Source organism: Saccharopolyspora montiporae, from assembly GCF_015209505.1.
In the GTDB taxonomy this organism is placed as follows: Bacteria; Actinomycetota; Actinomycetes; order Mycobacteriales; family Pseudonocardiaceae; genus Saccharopolyspora; species Saccharopolyspora montiporae.
Window position 1 is genome coordinate 182773 of record NZ_JADEYC010000005.1, and the last position, 16645, is coordinate 199417.

The following is a 16645-nucleotide window of genomic DNA, read 5'->3' on the forward strand; positions in this document are numbered from 1 at the left end:
CCGCTGCGCGCGGTCGCGCTCGGTGGCGGGCACGGGCTGCAGGCCACGCTGGCGGCGCTGCGGCGGATCACCCCGGACGTGACCGCGGTGGTGACAGTGGCCGACGACGGCGGTTCGTCCGGCAGGTTGCGCCAGGAGCTGGGCATGCTGCCGCCGGGCGATCTGCGCAAGGCGCTGGCTGCGCTGGCCGCCGAGGACGCGGACGGCGAGCTGTGGTCGGGGCTGTTCCAGCACCGGTTCGGCGGCAACGGGGCGCTGGCCGGGCACGCGGTGGGCAACCTGGTGTTGGCCGGGCTGCTGGACGTGCTCGGCGACCCGGTGCAGGTCCTGGACCACGCGTGCCGGTTGCTGGGCGTGCGCGGCCGGGTGTTGCCGATGTCCACCGGGCCGCTGGACATGGCGGCGGACGTGGTGGGCCTGGACTCAGACCCGGACGCGGTACGCACGATCAGGGGGCAGGTGGCCATCGCGAGCACCCCCGGTCGGGTGAAACAGGTACGCCTGGACACCTCCGGATCGGGGGAGGTGCAGGCGTGTCCGCCGGCCGTGCAGGCCGTTCAGGAGGCCGATCTGGTCCTGCTCGGCCCGGGGTCCTGGTTCACCAGCGTGCTGCCGCACCTGTTGCTCCCGGAGTTGCACGAAGCCCTGGTCAGCACGCCTGCCCAGCGGTTCGTGGTGCTCAACCTCGTTCCGCAGCCGGGCGAGACGGCGGGCTTCTCGCCGGAGCAGCACCTGGACGTACTCTCCCAGCACGCCCCCCGGCTGGGGGTCGATGCGGTGCTGGCGGACACTGCGTCGGTGCCCACTCCTGATCGACTTCGCACTGCGGCGGCGAGCTTGGGTGCGCAGACTCTGCTCGACAAGATCGCCGCGCCCGCCGTGCCGGGTCGGCACGATCCGACTGCGCTCGCGGCGAGTCTGCGGGCCGCACTGGAGAGGAGGACGGACCGGTGGCGATGACCGCAGCGGTCAAGGACGAGTTGAGCCGGTTGTCGGTGACCAAGACGTGCTGCCGGCGGGCCGAGGTGTCCTCGTTGCTGCGCTTCGCGGGCGGGCTGCACATAGTCGCGGGCCGGGTCGTCGTCGAGGCCGAGCTCGACAGCGGTTCCACGGCGCGCAGGCTGCGCAAGGACGTCCACGAGCTGTTCGGGCACCACTCCGACGTGCACATGATCACCTCGGGCGGGCTGCGCAAGGGCACCCGGTACGTGGTGCGCGTGGTCAAGGACGGCGAAGGCCTCGCCCGGCAGACCGGGCTGCTGGACCCGCGCGGACGCCCGGTGCGCGGGCTGCCCGCACACGTGGTCTCCGGCGGCGAGTGCGATTCCGAGGCCGCCTGGCGCGGGGCGTTCCTGGCGCACGGATCGCTGACCGAGCCCGGGCGCTCCTCGTCGATGGAGGTCACCTGCCCCGGCCCGGAAGCGGCGCTGGCGCTGGTCGGCGCGGCGCGGCGGATCGGCGTGCAGGCCAAGTCGCGCGAGGTGCGCGGCGCCGACCGGGTAGTGGTGCGCGACGGCGACGCGATCGGCGCGCTGCTGACCAGGCTGGGCGCGCACTCCAGCGTGCTGGCCTGGGAGGAGCGGCGGATGCGCCGCGAGGTCCGGGCCACGGCCAACCGGCTGGCCAACTTCGACGACGCCAACCTGCGCCGCTCGGCGCGCGCGGCGGTGGCCGCCGCGGCCCGGGTGGAGCGGGCGCTGGACCTGCTCGGCCCGACGGCCCCCGAGCACCTGTCCGTGGCGGGCAAGCTGCGGCTGTCGCACCGGCAGGCGTCCTTGGAAGAGCTGGGCCAGCTGGCCGACCCGCCGATGACCAAGGACGCGGTCGCCGGGCGCATCCGGCGGCTGCTGGCGATGGCCGACAAGCGCGCCCGGGAACTGGGCCTTCCGGACACCGAGTCGGCCGTGACGCAGGAGATGCTCGAAGCCGAGGCGTGAGCGCTCGGTCGCCCGGTACGGGACCGGTGCAGAGAGGTCGATCACCCGGGTGCGGGTCGGCTGTGCTGCGGCGAACCCGCGCAGGCGCGGTTGGCCGCGGACGTGCTCGGGGCTGCCCGCCCATCCGCGTGCGCGCCCATCGCAGGCAGATAGGGTGAAACCGAGACAGTCAACCTCCACCCGCCGCGTCGTCGGCCGGGTCAGTCACGAGGAGAGATCGGCGTGACAGTTCGCGTAGGCATCAACGGCTTCGGTCGGATCGGGCGGAACTTCTGGCGGGCCGCGGCCGCCAGTGATCACGACATCGAGATCGTGGCCGCCAACGACCTGGGCGATGTCGCGACCATGGCCCACCTGCTCAAGTACGACAGCGTGCTGGGCCGGCTCGGTGAGGAGGTCAAGGCCACCGGCGAGGGCATCGAGATCGGCGGCAAGCTGATCAAGATCCTGGCGGAGAAGGACCCGGGCAAGCTGCCCTGGGGCGACCTCGGCGTCGACGTCGTCGTGGAGTCGACCGGCCTGTTCACCCAGGCCGACGCGGCCCGCAAGCACGTCGACGAGGGCGGCGCCAAGAAGGTCATCATCTCCGCCCCGGCCAAGGGCGAGGACCTCACGGTCGTGCTGGGCGTCAACGACGACAAGTACGACGGTTCGCAGACCATCATCTCCAACGCCTCGTGCACCACCAACTGCCTGGCGCCGATGGTCAAGGTCCTCAACGACACCTTCGGGATCGACGAGGGCCTGATGACGACCGTGCACGCCTACACGGCCGATCAGAACCTGCAGGACGGCCCGCACAAGGACCTGCGCCGCGCCCGGGCCGCCGCGCTGAACGTGGTGCCCACCAGCACCGGTGCCGCCAAGGCGATCGGCCTGGTCCTGCCCGAGCTCAACGGCAAGCTGGACGGCTACGCGATGCGCGTTCCGGTGCCGACCGGCTCGGTCACCGACCTCACCGCGACCGTGCGCGGCTCGGCGACCGTGGAGAGCGTCAACGAGGCGTTCAAGGCGGCCGCCGCCGACGGGCAGCTCAAGGGCGTGCTCAAGTACAACGAGGACGAGATCGTCTCCACCGACATCGTCACCGACCCGCACTCCACGATCTACGACGCGCCGCTGACCAAGGTCATCGGCAACCAGGTCAAGATCGTCGGCTGGTACGACAACGAGTGGGGCTACTCCAACCGCCTGGCCGACCTGGTCAACCTGGTGGGCAAGAAGCTGGCATGATCCCGCCGCCCCGCTCCCGGTCCGCTGCGGCCGGACGCGGGCAGCGCACGAACCAGCATTCCGAGTACCCGCACGAGCCGGTGGTCCGCCACGGCTCGTGCGGGTTCTTTCTCCCCTGCGAGGAGCAGACGTGAAGAATCTCGACGATCTGCTGTCCGCGGGCGTCCGCGGTCGCCGCGTGCTGGTGCGCGCCGACCTGAACGTTCCGCTGGACGGCGACCGGATCACCGACGACGGTCGGGTGCGGGCCTCGTTGCCGACCATCTCCCAGCTCGCCGAGGCAGGCGCGCAGGTGGTCGTGACCGCGCACCTGGGCCGTCCGAAGGGGGCGCCGGAGCCGAAGTACTCGTTGGCGCCGGTCGCCCGCAGGCTGGGTGAACTGCTGGGCACCGAGGTCGCCCTGGCCGGTGATCTCGTCGGCGGCTCGGCGAAGGCCGCGGTCGACGGACTGGCCGATGGCGGTGTGGCCGTGCTGGAGAACGTCCGGTTCGACCCGCGCGAGACCAGCAAGGACGACGCCGAGCGGGAAGCGCTCGCCGGTGAGCTGGCCGCCCTGGTCGGCGACGGCGCGGCGTTCGTCTCCGACGGCTTCGGCGTGGTGCACCGCAAGCAGGCGTCGGTCTACGACATCGCCGAGCTGCTGCCCAGCTACGCAGGCGGTCTGGTGCTGTCCGAGGTCGAGGTGCTGCGCACGCTGACCGGTGACCCGCAGCGCCCGTACGCCGTGGTGCTGGGCGGTTCCAAGGTCTCGGACAAGCTGGCCGTGATCCAGGCGCTGCTGCCCAAGGTGGACAAGCTGCTCATCGGCGGCGGCATGGCCTACACGTTCCTGGCCGCCCAGGGCTACGGCATCGGGTCCTCGCTGGTGCAGGAGGACCAGATCGAGTCGACCCGGGCGCTGCTGGCCGAGCACGGCGACAAGCTGGTGCTGCCGGTGGACGTCGTGGTCGCCGACCGGTTCGCCGCGGACGCCGACCACCGGGTGGTGTCCGCCGAGGCCATCCCGGACGGCTGGATGGGCCTGGACATCGGTCCGCGCAGCGTCGGGGAGTTCGCCGCGATCCTCGGCGGCGCGCAGACGGTGTTCTGGAACGGTCCGGCCGGCGTGTTCGAATTCGAGGCGTTCGCCGCCGGCACCCGCGGTGTCGCGCAGGCCATCGTCGACTCGGACGCGTTCAGCGTCGTCGGCGGCGGGGACTCCGCAGCCGCGGTGCGGTCGCTCGGGCTGCCCGAGGACGGGTTCTCGCACATCTCGACCGGCGGCGGGGCGTCGCTGGAGTACCTGGAAGGCAAGGACCTGCCCGGGGTAGCCGTGCTGGAAGGTGGGAACTGACGATGGCCAGGCAGCCGCTGATCGCGGGCAACTGGAAGATGAACCTGAACCACCTGGAGGCGATCGCCCTGGTGCAGAAGGTCGCCTTCGCGCTGCCCGCCAAGTACTTCAGCAAGGTCGAGGTGGCGGTCTTGCCGCCGTTCACCGACATCCGCAGCGTGCAGACCCTCATCGACGGGGACAAGCTGCTGCTCAAGCACGGTGCGCAGGACATCTCCGAGCACGAGTCGGGTGCCTACACCGGTGAGGTGTCCGGTCCGATGCTGGCCAAGCTCGGCTGCGACTACGTCGTGGTAGGCCACTCCGAGCGCCGCGAGCACCACGCCGAGACCGACGAGGTCGTGAACAAGAAGGTCCGCGCGACGCTCAAGCACGAGATGACGCCGATCCTGTGCGTGGGCGAGGCGCTGGACGTGCGCGAGTCCGGCGAGCACGTCGAGCACTGCACGGCCCAGGTCATCAACGCGCTCAAGGGCCTCAAGGCCGAGCAGGTGCGCGGGGTGGTCATCGCCTACGAACCGGTGTGGGCGATCGGCACCGGCAAGGTCGCCACCGCCCAGGATGCGCAGGAAGTGTGCGCGGCGGTGCGCCGGGCACTGAGCGAGAAGTACGGCCAGGAGATCGCCGAGGAGGTGCGCGTGCTCTACGGCGGTTCGGTCAAGTCGAGCAACATCGGTGAGCTCCTCGGCGAGGAGGACGTGGACGGCGCCCTGGTGGGTGGCGCGAGCCTCAACGGTGACGAGTTCGCCAAGATGAGCGCCATGGCCGCGGGCGGTCCGCTGCCCTGAGGTGCACCGGGTCCGGGGCGGCCACCGCTTTCGGACCCGGACCGCGCCGGTCACCCGCCGTGGCGATCCGCGACCCCGGCGGGCCGCGGTGCGCCGGGGTTGTGAGACGGTCCTTGGCGGCGAACGGGTGGTCGGTGATCCACAGGCCGTCGGGGTGCCGGTACGCTGAGTTGCGACCCGCTGTGCGAACGAGGACGTGATGACTCTTTTCCTGCAGATCATGCTGATCGCGACGAGTATGCTGCTGGTCCTGCTGGTGCTGCTGCACAAGGCGAAGGGCGGCGGCCTGTCCTCACTGTTCGGCGGCGGGATGCAGTCCAACCTGGCCGGTTCCAGCGTCGCGGAGAAGAACCTCGACCGGATGACCTTGTTCGTCATCGCGCTCTGGGTCATCTCCATCGTCGGGGTCGGTTTGCTGATCAAACTCGGTTGACCGGGCGGTGCAGCACCGACCGATCGACCCCGGGCGCGTGGTGGGTGAGGACGGATGACCGGCGGTGACGCGATCCGCGGGACGCGCGTGGGCTCCGGCCCCGTGGTCGGCGAGGCCGAGCGCGGGGAGTCCGCGCCGTGCAAGCGGATCGACTACTGGTGCACGAACGGGCACCGCGTGCGGCCGTCGTTCGCCGCGGACGCCGAGGTCCCCGCGGAGTGGGAGTGCCCGCGCTGCGGGCTGCCCGCAGGTCAGGATCCGGACGATCCGCCGGCCGCGCGCCGCAACGAGCCGTTCAAGAGCCACCTGGCCTACGTCCAGGAGCGGCGCAGCGAGGCCGACAGCACGGCCATCCTCGACGAGGCGCTCGGCAGGCTCCGGGAGCGCCGGGGCCGCTGAGTCGCCCGCGGATCCGGTCGGCACCTCCTTCCCGGAAGGCCGCATCCGGCATGTGGCGTTGATCGCGCGGTGGAGTCCGCGCCGCGCCGCACCGGCTAGGCTCGCGGGTCACCCAACCCCACGGGCGCAGGAGGATCGATGGACCTGTCCACTGCCGATCTCGCGGACCGGGAAGGTTCGCAGACCCGCAGTTGCGACGTGCAGTTCCGCGACATCGGCGGACGCCGGTCGTTCGGCGGCCGGATCCGCACGGTCGTGTGCGAGCAGGACAACGCGCTGCTCAAGGAAGTCCTGTCCGGGCCGGGCGGCGGCCAGGTGCTGGTGATCGACGGCGGCGGTTCGCTGCACACCGCGCTGGTCGGCGACGTCATCGCGGAGCTCGGCCGTTCCAACGGCTGGAGCGGGATCGTCGTCAACGGCGCGGTGCGCGATTCCGCCGTGCTGTCCGAGATGGACTTCGGGGTCAAGGCGTTGGGCACGAATCCCCGCAAGAGCACGAAAACCGGTGCGGGCACGACCGACGAGGTGGTCGAGTTGGGCGGTATCCGGTTCGTGCCGGGCGAGTACCTGCTCGCCGATTCCGACGGGGTCGTGGTCGTCGACGAACCCTGACGCCGGGACGCGCCGTGCGGGCGCCCGTCGGTGCTCAGCGGTAGTGCTCGGCGACGAGCCGCTCGAACGCCTCTCGCGCATTGGTGGTCAGCGAGGTCGCGCTGAAGAACACGTCACCGCTCACCGGCGGGTGGTCCCGGTTCAGCGTCAGGTGCGCGGACAGTTCACCCGGGTCGGTCCAGCCGGGATCGCCGACCCGGTGCGCGGCCTGGCCGATGTAGAGGTCGACGTCGGTGCCCGAGACGGTTCGCGACCACCACGGGACCAGCGCGGCGTAGTCGGCGTCGGCGTGCCCCAGCGGCCAGTACAGCTGCGGCGCGATGTAGTCGACCCAGCCGCGGCGGACCCACTTGCGTGTGTCGGCGTACTGGTCGGAGTACGACTCCATCCCGGAGGTGGGCGAACCGGCCGGATCGCTGTCCGCGTTGCGCCAGATGCCGAACGGGGAGACGCCGAACTCCGCTTCCGGTGCGCTGCGGTGCACCCGCGCGTCCAGGTCGGCGACGAACCGGTCCACGTTGGACCGGCGCCACTGCTCGATCGAATCGAATCCGTCGCCGTAGCGGGCGAAGGTGTCCCGGTCGGGCAGCTCCGCGCCCTCGACCGGGTACGGGTAGAAGTAGTCGTCCAGGTGCACGCCGTCCACATCGTAGTTCTGCACCGCGTGCGTGATCGCGTCGGTGACGAACTCCCGGACCTGCGGGACGCCCGGGTCGTAGTAGAGCTCCCCGCCGTAGCGGAAGGTCCATTCCGGGTGTTGCCGGGCCGGGTGCTCGGGGACCAGCTGCGCCGGGTCGTCGCCGGTGCTGATCCGGAACGGGTTGAACCACGCGTGGAACTGCATCCCGCGCCGGTGGGTCTCCTCGACGAGGAACCGCAGCGGGTCGTAACCGGGATCGCGACCCTGCTCACCGGTCAGCCACTGCGACCACGGCTCGTGCGGGGACGGCCAGAAGGCGTCGGCGGTCGGCCGGACCTGCACGAACACCGAGTTCAGCCCGGAATCCGCCGCCTCGTTGAGCAACCGCCGGTAGTGCTCGCGCTGCTCGTGCACCGAATCGTCCGACGGGGCGGGCCAGTCCGTGTTGTGCACGCTGGCGATCCACATCCCGCGCATCCGCGCCGTCGGTTCCACCGCCGCCGCACCGCCCGTGCCGATGACCCCCAGCAGTGCGGCCACCGAGGCCAGCGCCAGGGCCAGCAGGTCGGACCGGATCCGCCGGATGCGCTGCATGCGCGTCATTACGCCCACCTTCGACGTGATCACCAGGTGTGCGCTACAGGGTACGACCGCGGTGACCCCTCGCGTCGAGGCCGCCGACCACGTCGAGATCCGGATGAAACGTCCCCGCGTCCGCGACGCGGGGACGTTCCGCGCTCAGGGCCGTCCGGGGACCTCCGCGGCTGCGGACGCGTCCAGCAGCCAGCAGGTACGGGAGCGGCCCAGGGCCCCCGCCGCCGGGATCGCGACCGGATCGGCGCCGGAGAGCGCAGCGGCGACCGGACCGGCCTTGCCGCTCCCGGTGGTCATCAGCCACACCTGCGCGGCCGCCCGGATGGCGGGCAGCGTGAGCGAGATGCGCGTGGGCGGCGGCTTCGGGCAGTCGTGCACCCCGACCACCGCGCGCTCCTGCTCGCGGACGTAGGGCGTGTCCGGGAACAGCGAGGCGGTGTGCCCCTCCTCACCGACGCCGAGCAGCAGCACGTCGAACTCCGGCACGGCCGCACCGCTGCCGCTGCCCGCAGCAGCCGCCAGCACTTCCGCGTAGTGCGCCGCCGCGGTGTCGGCGTCCGCGCCGAACCTGCCGTCCGCGGCCGCCATCGGATGCACCCGCTCCGGGTCGACCGGCACGTGGTCGAGCAGCGCCGCCCGCGCCTGCGTCTCGTTGCGCTCCGGGTCACCGCGCGGCAGGAAGCGCTCGTCGCCCCAGAAGACGTCCACCGCGGCCCAGTCGACCGCGTCCCGCGCGGGCGAGGCCCGCACCTGCTCCAGCACGGCGGTCCCGGTCCTGCCGCCGGTGAGCACCACCGAGGCCGAACCACGCGCGGCCTGGGCGTCGACGAGCGCGGTGATCAGCCGCGCGGCGGCAGCGGCGGCGAGCACATCGCCGTCGGCGTGCACGAACACGCGGGGAGCCGCGTGCGCCTCGCTCATCGGGACACCTCCGGTTCGGCGGCGTCGTCGGCGATCTTGTCCAGCCCGTGCAGCGTCGCTTCGTAGATCTCGTCCGGATCCAGTCGTCGCAGCTCCTCGGTGAGGCAGTCCCGCACTTCCCTGCGCTGCAGCGCCACCCGGCGCTCCGGCTGCCCGGGCTGGGTGAGCAGGCCGACCTTGCCGTCCGGGCGGTGCAGCTCCACGGCGCCGGACGGGCGCTCCAGCACCGCGGACAAGATCCCCTGCCCCGCGGAGTGCTCCCGGCGCACCGGGACGTCCAGGTTGGTGGCCAGCCAGGACGCCAGCAGGTGCGTGGACGGCGAATCCGAGGCACCGGTGACGGTCGCCGAGGTGACTTCCTCGTACGGCGGCAGGTCCAGCGCGGAGGCGAGCACGGCGCGCCAGGACGTCAGCCGTGTCCAGGCCAGGTCGGTGTCCCCTTCCACGTAGGAGCCGACCCGCTTGCGCAGCGCGCGGATCGGCTCGACCTCGGCGGCCGAGTCGGTGATCCGGCGGTGCGCCAGTGCGCCGATCGGGTCCTCAGCGGGCACGTCCGGGGCGTCGGTCGGCCACCACACCACCACCGGTGCGTCCGGCAGCAGCAGCGGGACCACCGAGCCGGCGCCCTCGCCGGCCAGCGGTCCGTACAGCCGCAGCACGATCACCTCGGAGGCGCCCGCGTCCCCGCCCACGCGGATCTGCGCATCCAGCCGCGGCGCCGCTTGACGCGCGCCGCTGGCCACCATGATCACCCGGCACGGGTGCTCGCGGCTGGCCTCGTTGGCGGCCTGGATCGCGGTCTCCACCTCGGTGCCGTCCCCGGTGACGATCACCAGGGTCAGCACCCGGCCCAGCGCCACCGCGCCACCGGACTCGCGCAGCTCGACGAGCTGCTTGTTGACCTGCGAGGTCGTGGTCGACGGAAGATCGACGATCAAGGTCGCCTCCAGCTGCGTCCGGTGCGGGCCATCATCGCGTCCGCCGAGGGCGGGCCCCAGGTCCCGGCCTTGTACGGTTCCGGCCGACCGCCCGCGGCCCAGTGGTCCAGCACCGGGTCCAGGATCTCCCAGGAGCGCTCGACCTCGTCGTTGACCGGGAACAGCGACGGCTCGCCGAGCAGCACGTCCAGGATCAGCCGCTCGTAGGCCTCCGGGGAGGACTCGGTGAACGCGTGCCCGTAGCCGAAGTCCATGGTCACGTCGCGCACCTCCATCGAGGTGCCCGGCACCTTCGCGCCGAACCGCACGGTCACGCCCTCATCCGGTTGCACGCGGATGACCAAGGCGTTCTGCCCGAGCTCCTCGGTCATCGTGCTGTCGAACGGCAGGTGCGGCGCCCGTTTGAACATCACCGCGATCTCGGTGACCCGGCGGCCCAGCCGCTTGCCGGTGCGCAGGTAGAACGGCACTCCGGCCCACCGCCTGCTCTCCACTTCCAGGGTGATCGCGGCGTAGGTCTCGGTGGTCGAGTCGGACGCGAAACCGCCCTCCTCGTGCAGCCCGGGGACGAGCGACCCGCCCTGCCACCCGCCGGTGTACTGCCCGCGCGCCGTGGTCTCGTCGAACGGCCCCACCGGCTTGGTCGCGGAGAGCACCTTGAGCTTCTCGGCCCGCAGCGCCTGCGGGGAGAAGGAGACCGGCTCCTCCATCGCGGTCAGCGCCAGCAGCTGCAGCAGGTGGTTCTGGATGACGTCGCGGGCGGCGCCGATGCCGTCGTAGTAGCCCGCGCGACCACCCAGCCCGATGTCCTCGGACATGGTGATCTGCACGTGGTCCACGTAGTGCGCGTTCCAGATCGGCTCGAACAGCTGGTTGGCGAAGCGCAGCGCCAGCAGGTTCTGCACGGTCTCCTTGCCGAGGTAGTGGTCGATGCGGAACACCGAGTCCTCGGGGAAGACCTCGTTGACGATCCGGTTGAGGTGCTGGGCGCTGCTCAGGTCGTGCCCGAACGGCTTCTCGATGACCACCCGGCGCCAGCTGTCGTCCTTGGGATCGGCCAGCCCGGAGCGGGACAACTGGGTGAGCACGGTCGGGAAGGCCGAAGGCGGCACGGACAGGTAGAAGGCGTGGTTGCCGCCGGTTCCGCGGTCCTGGTCGAGCTCGCGGACGGTCCGGGCCAGCTGGTCGAACGCCTCGGTGTCGTCGAACGAGCCGGACACGAACCGGAACCCGTCAGCCAACCGGTCCCACACCGTCTGCGAGAACGGGGTGCGCGCGTTCTCCTTGACCGCCTCGTAGACGACCTGGCCGAAGTCCTGGTCGGCCCAGTCGCGCCGGGCGAACCCGGTCAGCGAGAACGCGGGCGGCAGCAGGCCGCGGTTGGCCAGGTCGTAGATGGCCGGCATCAGCTTCTTGCGTGACAGGTCGCCCGTCACGCCGAAGATCGTCAGACCGCACGGCCCGGCGATCCGCGGCAGCCGCTTGTCCCGCGGATCGCGCAGCGGATTGGTCCAGTCTTCCTGTGCGGAGCTCACGCGGTTCCTCCTCCGGACGGCAGGCCCTGCACGGCCTTGACCAGCTCGACCAACCCGGCGGCGCGGTCGGTGAGGTGCAGGCGCAGCACCGGCCGGTCGAGCTCGGCGAGCACCTGGCCGTCGCCGAGAGCCTGCGCACGTTGCAGACCGCCGAGCGAGTACGGGCGGCCGGGGACCTCCAGGTCCGCGTCGGAGGCGCCGGTGATCTGCAGGAAAATTCCGTTCTGGTGGCCGCCCTTGTGGTACTGGCCGGTGGAGTGCAGGAACCGCGGGCCCCAGCCGAAGGTCGTCTGCAGCCCGCTGCGCCTGCCCAGCTCGGGCCGCAGCACGGCGGTCGAGGCGTCGTCGAGCCGGTCCAGGTACGCCTGGACGGACAGGTAGCCGCTCGTCGGCGCGGTGCCCAGGAACAGGCGCAGCACGTCGCCGACCGTGGTGGTGCCCGCGGACATCCAGTTGCCCGCGGTGTGCACCTCGATGGGCCCGTCGACCAGGACCGGGGTCAGCGCGGGGCCGCCCGCGGGGCCGTCCAGCAGCGAGCGGGCCGCCTTCTTGGCCGCTTCCACGTCCGGCTGGTCGAACGGGTTGATGCCCAGCAGCCTGCCCGCGATCGCGGTGGCGAACTCCCAGAGCAGGAACATGCCGCCGAGCGGGCCGGAGGTCGCCAGCTGCGTCCCGGTCACCGCGGGCCCGATCGCCACCGGGGTGGCGTCGTCGGCGGCGTCGGCGAAACCGGTGGCTTGCTCGCCCTCGACGACCACCGGCAGCAGCCCGGTGCCGTCCTTGCCGGTGGACTCGGCGATGAGCTGCTCCACCCAGTCGCCGAACCCGGCGATGCCGGATCCGGTGTCGGCGAACACGACTTTCTCGGCGCCGGTCGCGTGCGCGGCACCCAGCGCCGCGGCCAGCCGCACCGCGGGGTTGTCCGCGGAGCCGCTGCTCAGCCGACGGTGCGCGGTCGTGGCCTCGTCGAGCAGCGTCGCGATGTCGGCGCCGGCGAGCCCGGCCGGGACCAGGCCGAACGCGGTCAGCGCCGAGTAGCGCCCGCCCACGTTCGGATCCGCGGTGAACACCGCGCGGCAGTCGACCTCCGCCAGCGGCGAGCCGGGGTCGGTGACGACGATGATCCGGGTCACAGGATCGATTCCGTCGTCGGCGAAAGCCTTCTCGAAGATCCGCCGGTGGCTGTCGGTCTCCACCGTGGTGCCGGACTTCGACGAGACGACCAGCACCGTGCGGTCCAGGTCGCCCGCCAGCGCATCGGCGACCTGGGCGGGGTCGGTGGTGTCCAGCACGGTCAGCGGGACGCCCGCGGTGCCCGCGATCACCTCGGGGGCCAGCGAGGATCCGCCCATGCCTGCCAGCACGACACGGTCCAGGCCCTCGGCGTGCAGCTCGGCGCGCAGCGCCTCGATCTCGGCGACCAGCGGGCGCGAGGTCTCGTGCAGGTTCGTCCAGGACAACCGCACGGCCGCCTCGGATTCGGCCTCGGGCCCCCACAGCGACGGGTCCTGGGCGGCGAGCGCGCCGCCCACCCCGTCTGCGGTCAGCCGCTCGACCAGCGGGCCGGACTCGGCCGCCAGCGCTTCATCGGGGATGTCCACGGAGATGTCGCTTGCCATGCAGTTCCTTCAGCGCTCGATGATGTGTTCCAACCACTGGCTCTGCGGTCCCGGGCGGGCCGAACGGCCGCGCCTGCGGGACATCGCGCACCCGATCGGCGCTGGTGTTCGGCCGGCAGCACCGGTGGAGGTGCGGCGCTGGACCCCGCGTGGGCGGAAACCGGCTGCTGCGACCACAGTGTGGCCGATCCGGGTCGGCACGGCAGTCGTGCGCGACCCGGACCGGCCTGCGGGTCATGCCCCGGAGGAGCTCATCGGGCCTGGTCGAGCTGGCCCTTGACCGTCTCCAGGAGCTCGTCCCAGGACTTCTCGAACTTCTGCACGCCTTCGCTCTCCAGCACGGCGAACACGTCGTCCAGGTCGATGCCGGCCGCGGCCAGGTCGTCGAAGACCTGCTGCGACTCGGCGGCCGTCCCGCGGATGGTGTCGCCCTGCACGTCGGCGTGGTCGGCGGCCGAGAACAGCGTCGACTCCGGCATCGTGTTGACGGTGTTCGGGGTGACCAGGCCGTCGACGTAGCGGGTGTCGGAGTAGGACGGGTCCTTCACGCCGGTGGAGGCCCACAGCGGCCGCTGCGGCTTGGCCCCCTCGGCGGCCAGCGCCTGCCAGCGGTCGCTGCCGAAGACGTCCTCGAAGGCCGCGTAGGCCAGGCGGGCGTTGGCGATCGCCGCTTTGCCGCGCAGCTGCTCGCCGCCTTCGAGCTTCTCCAGCCGCTTGTCGATCTCGGTGTCCACGCGGGACACGAAGAACGACGCCACCGAGGCGATCGTGGACAGGTCGTGCCCATTGCTCCTGGCCTTCTCCAGCCCGGCCAGGAAGGCGTCCATGACCTCCCGGTAGCGCTGCACGGAGAAGATCAGCGTGACGTTGACGCTGATGCCCTCGGCCAGGGTGCGGGTGATCGCGGGCAGCCCCTCCTGGGTCGCCGGGATCTTGACCATCAGGTTCGGCCGGTCGACCGCCTTCCACAGGTCGACGGCCTCGGCGACGGTGCGCTCGGTGTCGTGCGCCAGGCGGGGGTCGACCTCCAGCGAGACCCGGCCGTCGACCCGGCCGGTGCGCTCGTAGACGTCCCGGAACACGTCGGCGGCGTCGCGCACGTCGTTCGTGGTGATCTCGCGGATCGCGTCGTCGACGCTCGCGCCGCGGGCGGCCAGCTCACCGACCTTCTCCGCGTAGTCCGAGGCGTTGGCCAGCGCGGATGCGAAGATGGTCGGGTTGCTGGTCACGCCGACCACGTCGTAGTCGGAGATCAGCTCGGCGAGGTTGCCGGAGTTGATCCGCTGGCGGGACAGGTCGTCCAGCCAGATCGACACCCCTGCCTCGCTCAGCGCCCTGAGGTTCGGGTTGGTGGTCACGGGATTCCCTCCGCTCACGCGTTGCCGGATGCGGTGTTCAGGCTCCGCCGAGCCGCGTCCACCACGGCCTGGGCGGTGAACCCGAACTCGTCGAACAGCGTCTTGTAGTCGGCCGAGGCGCCGAAGTGCTCGATGGACACGACTTCGCCGGCGTCGCCGACGAACCGCTGCCACGGCATCGCGATGCCCGCCTCGACGGCCACCCGGGCCCGCACCGAGGACGGCAGCACCTGCGCGCGGTACCCGGCGTCCTGCGCATCGAACCACTCGACGCACGGCATGGAGACCACACGGGTTGCAACGCCATCGGCCTCCAGGATCTTCCTGGCCTCCACGGCGAGCTGCAGCTCGGACCCGGTGCCGATGAGCACCACCTCCGGGGTGCCGCCGTCGGCCTCGGCCAGCACGTAGCCGCCCTTGGCCACCCCCTCGGCGTCGGTACCCTCCAGCGTCGGCACGCCCTGCCGGGTCAGCGCCAGACCGGCCGGGCCGCTGGTGTCCTCCAGCACGGCCTTCCACGCCGCGGCGGTCTCGTTGGCGTCGCCGGGACGCACCACGGACAACCCGGGGATCGCGCGCAGCGCGGCCAGGTGCTCGATGGGCTGGTGCGTGGGGCCGTCCTCGCCCAGACCGATCGAGTCGTGCGTCCACACGTACACGACCGGGGTCTGCATCAGCGCGGCCAGCCGCACCGCGGGGCGCATGTAGTCGCTGAACATCAGGAAGGTGCCGCCGTACGGGCGGGTGCCGCCGTGCAGCGCGATGCCGTTGAGGATCGCGCCCATGGCGTGCTCGCGGATGCCGAAGTGCAGCGTCCGGCCGTAGGGCTGGGCCGACCAGGTACCGGTGGAGATCGACTGCGGGCCGAACGAGTCGACGCCCTTCATCGTGGTGTTGTTGCTCTCGGCCAGGTCGGCCGAACCGCCCCACAGCTCCGGCAGCACGTCGGCCAGGGCGGAGAGCACCTCACCGGAAGCCTTGCGGGTGGCGATGCCCTTCCCGTCGGCCTCCCAGGTCGGCAGTTTCTGCTCCCAGCCGTCCGGCAGCTCGCGGGTGCTGATCCGGTCCAGCAGCGCCTTGCGCTCGGGGTTCTGGGCGGCCCACGCGTCGAAGCGGTCCTGCCACTCGGCGCGGGCCGCGCGGCCGCGATCGGCGACCCGGCGGGCGTGCGCCAGCACCGCGTCGTCGACCTGGAAGGACTGCTCCGGGTCGAAGCCCAGCGCTTCCTTCACCCCGGCGACCTCGTCGGCACCCAGCGCGGCACCGTGCGCCTTGCCGCTGTTGGTCTTGGTCGGGGCCGGGTAGCCGATGGCCGTGCGCAGCACGATCAGGCTCGGCCGGTCGTCGGCGCGGGCGGCCTCGATGGCCTCCAGGAAGCCGGCGACGTCCTCACCGCCGTGCACGGTGACCACGTGCCAGCCGTAGGACTCGTAGCGGCGGGCGGTGTCCTCGGACAGCGCGATGCGCGTGTCGTCCTCGATGGAGATCTCGTTGGCGTCGTAGATCACCGCGAGGTTGCCCAGCTGCTGGGTACCGGCCAGCGAGGACGCCTCGGAGGTGATGCCCTCCTCGATGTCCCCGTCGGAGGCGATCACGTAGATGTCGTGGTCGAACACGCTGCTGCCCGCAGCGGTCTCCGGGTCCAGCAGCCCCCGCTCGCGACGGGCGGCCATGGCCATGCCGACCGCGGTGGCCAGGCCCTGGCCCAGCGGACCGGTGGTGGTCTCCACGCCGTCGGTGTGCCCGTACTCCGGGTGGCCGGGGGTCTTGGAACCCCACTTGCGCAGTTGCTTGATGTCGTCCAGCTGCAGTCCGTAACCGGACAGGAACAGCTGCAGGTACAGCGTCAGGCTCGAATGGCCCGCCGACAGCACGAACCGGTCGCGGCCGATCCAGCTGGGGTCGCTGGGGTCGTGCCGCATGACGCGCTGGAACAGGGCGTATGCGGTCGGGGCCAGGCTCATCGCGGTCCCCGGGTGGCCGCTGCCGCAGTGCTCCACCGCGTCGGCGGCCAGCACGCGCGCGGTGTCCACGGCGCGCTGGTCCAGCTCGGTCCAGTCTTCGGGGAGTCGCTTGGTGGTCAAGCGGTCAAGATCGTCGGTGACGGACACGGACGCAGCTCCAGTTTTTCCCTCGGCGCGGTGAATGCGGTCGCGACCGAATTCGTTCCGCGGTTATCCCTCGTCCCGCGGGCAGCGTAGTCCTGCCCGATCGGGCGGTTGTCGACCCGTCTGAATTGATGTTGTTCCACCCTCGCAAGCGGATGCGGCGCGGGTTCGTGCCGGGCGTGCGGGTGGTCGCCCGC

15 protein-coding genes are annotated in these 16645 nt (G+C 71.7%); 8 read left to right on the forward strand and 7 right to left on the reverse strand.

The window, feature by feature from the left end:
- The first annotated feature begins 3 nt into the window (after nt 1-3).
- The 8 genes from IQ251_RS03255 to rraA all read left to right on the forward strand — a co-directional run bounded on the left by IQ251_RS03255 (nt 4) and on the right by rraA (nt 6735).
- Nucleotides 4-960 carry a gluconeogenesis factor YvcK family protein gene (locus IQ251_RS03255; protein WP_193926975.1) on the forward strand — a complete coding sequence of 319 codons (957 nt, stop codon included), beginning with the start codon at nt 4-6 and terminating at the stop codon, nt 958-960.
- The gene (gene whiA / locus IQ251_RS03260; RefSeq protein WP_193926897.1) at nt 951-1937 is read left to right on the forward strand and encodes a DNA-binding protein WhiA; all 987 of its coding nucleotides are present in this window, start codon (nt 951-953) and stop codon (nt 1935-1937) included. The genes IQ251_RS03255 and whiA overlap by 10 nt, the downstream gene beginning before the upstream one ends.
- A 222-nt stretch (nt 1938-2159) precedes the next feature.
- Entirely contained in the window at nt 2160-3170 is a 1011-nt protein-coding gene (gene gap / locus IQ251_RS03265) for a type I glyceraldehyde-3-phosphate dehydrogenase (RefSeq protein WP_193926898.1), read from the forward strand.
- A 130-nt stretch (nt 3171-3300) separates the two neighbouring features.
- A complete protein-coding gene (locus tag IQ251_RS03270) occupies nt 3301-4503 on the forward strand; it encodes a phosphoglycerate kinase (protein WP_193926899.1) in 1203 nt (400 codons plus the stop codon).
- A gap of 2 nt (nt 4504-4505) precedes the next feature.
- Nucleotides 4506-5291 carry a triose-phosphate isomerase gene (gene tpiA / locus IQ251_RS03275; RefSeq protein ID WP_193926900.1) on the forward strand — a complete coding sequence of 262 codons (786 nt, stop codon included), beginning with the start codon at nt 4506-4508 and terminating at the stop codon, nt 5289-5291.
- A 199-nt stretch (nt 5292-5490) separates the two neighbouring features.
- Nucleotides 5491-5724: a preprotein translocase subunit SecG gene (gene secG / locus IQ251_RS03280; protein WP_193926901.1), complete on the forward strand. Its 234-nt coding sequence runs from the start codon at nt 5491-5493 to the stop codon at nt 5722-5724.
- Between the two features lie 54 nt (nt 5725-5778).
- Nucleotides 5779-6123: an RNA polymerase-binding protein RbpA gene (locus tag IQ251_RS03285; RefSeq protein WP_193926902.1), complete on the forward strand. Its 345-nt coding sequence runs from the start codon at nt 5779-5781 to the stop codon at nt 6121-6123.
- 138 nt (nt 6124-6261) lie between these two features.
- The gene (gene rraA, locus IQ251_RS03290) at nt 6262-6735 is read left to right on the forward strand and encodes a ribonuclease E activity regulator RraA (RefSeq protein WP_193926903.1); all 474 of its coding nucleotides are present in this window, start codon (nt 6262-6264) and stop codon (nt 6733-6735) included.
- A 34-nt stretch (nt 6736-6769) separates the two neighbouring features.
- Here rraA and IQ251_RS03295 read toward each other — a convergent pair whose 3' ends face one another.
- From IQ251_RS03295 to tkt, 7 genes are all read right to left on the reverse strand, one after another.
- The gene (locus tag IQ251_RS03295) at nt 6770-7978 is read right to left on the reverse strand and encodes a glycoside hydrolase family 10-like protein (protein WP_193926904.1); all 1209 of its coding nucleotides are present in this window, start codon (nt 7976-7978) and stop codon (nt 6770-6772) included.
- A gap of 135 nt (nt 7979-8113) precedes the next feature.
- Complete coding sequence (gene pgl / locus IQ251_RS03300) at nt 8114-8890, reverse strand: 6-phosphogluconolactonase (protein WP_193926905.1); 777 nt, start codon at nt 8888-8890, stop codon at nt 8114-8116.
- Nucleotides 8887-9828, reverse strand: coding sequence for a glucose-6-phosphate dehydrogenase assembly protein OpcA (gene opcA / locus IQ251_RS03305; protein ID WP_193926906.1), 942 nt, complete (start codon nt 9826-9828; stop codon nt 8887-8889). The genes pgl and opcA overlap by 4 nt, the downstream gene beginning before the upstream one ends.
- Complete coding sequence (gene zwf, locus IQ251_RS03310) at nt 9825-11363, reverse strand: glucose-6-phosphate dehydrogenase (RefSeq protein ID WP_193926907.1); 1539 nt, start codon at nt 11361-11363, stop codon at nt 9825-9827. Before zwf ends, opcA begins: the two co-directional genes overlap by 4 nt.
- Entirely contained in the window at nt 11360-12982 is a 1623-nt protein-coding gene (locus IQ251_RS03315) for a phosphoglucose isomerase-related protein (protein WP_193926908.1), read from the reverse strand. Before IQ251_RS03315 ends, zwf begins: the two co-directional genes overlap by 4 nt.
- A 251-nt stretch (nt 12983-13233) precedes the next feature.
- Nucleotides 13234-14340, reverse strand: coding sequence for a transaldolase (tal, locus tag IQ251_RS03320; RefSeq protein ID WP_193926909.1), 1107 nt, complete (start codon nt 14338-14340; stop codon nt 13234-13236).
- A 14-nt stretch (nt 14341-14354) separates the two neighbouring features.
- On the reverse strand, nt 14355-16424 hold the full coding sequence (tkt, locus tag IQ251_RS03325; protein WP_193926910.1) for a transketolase: 2070 nt from the start codon (nt 16422-16424) through the stop codon (nt 14355-14357).
- Nucleotides 16425-16645: the final 221 nt, after the last annotated feature.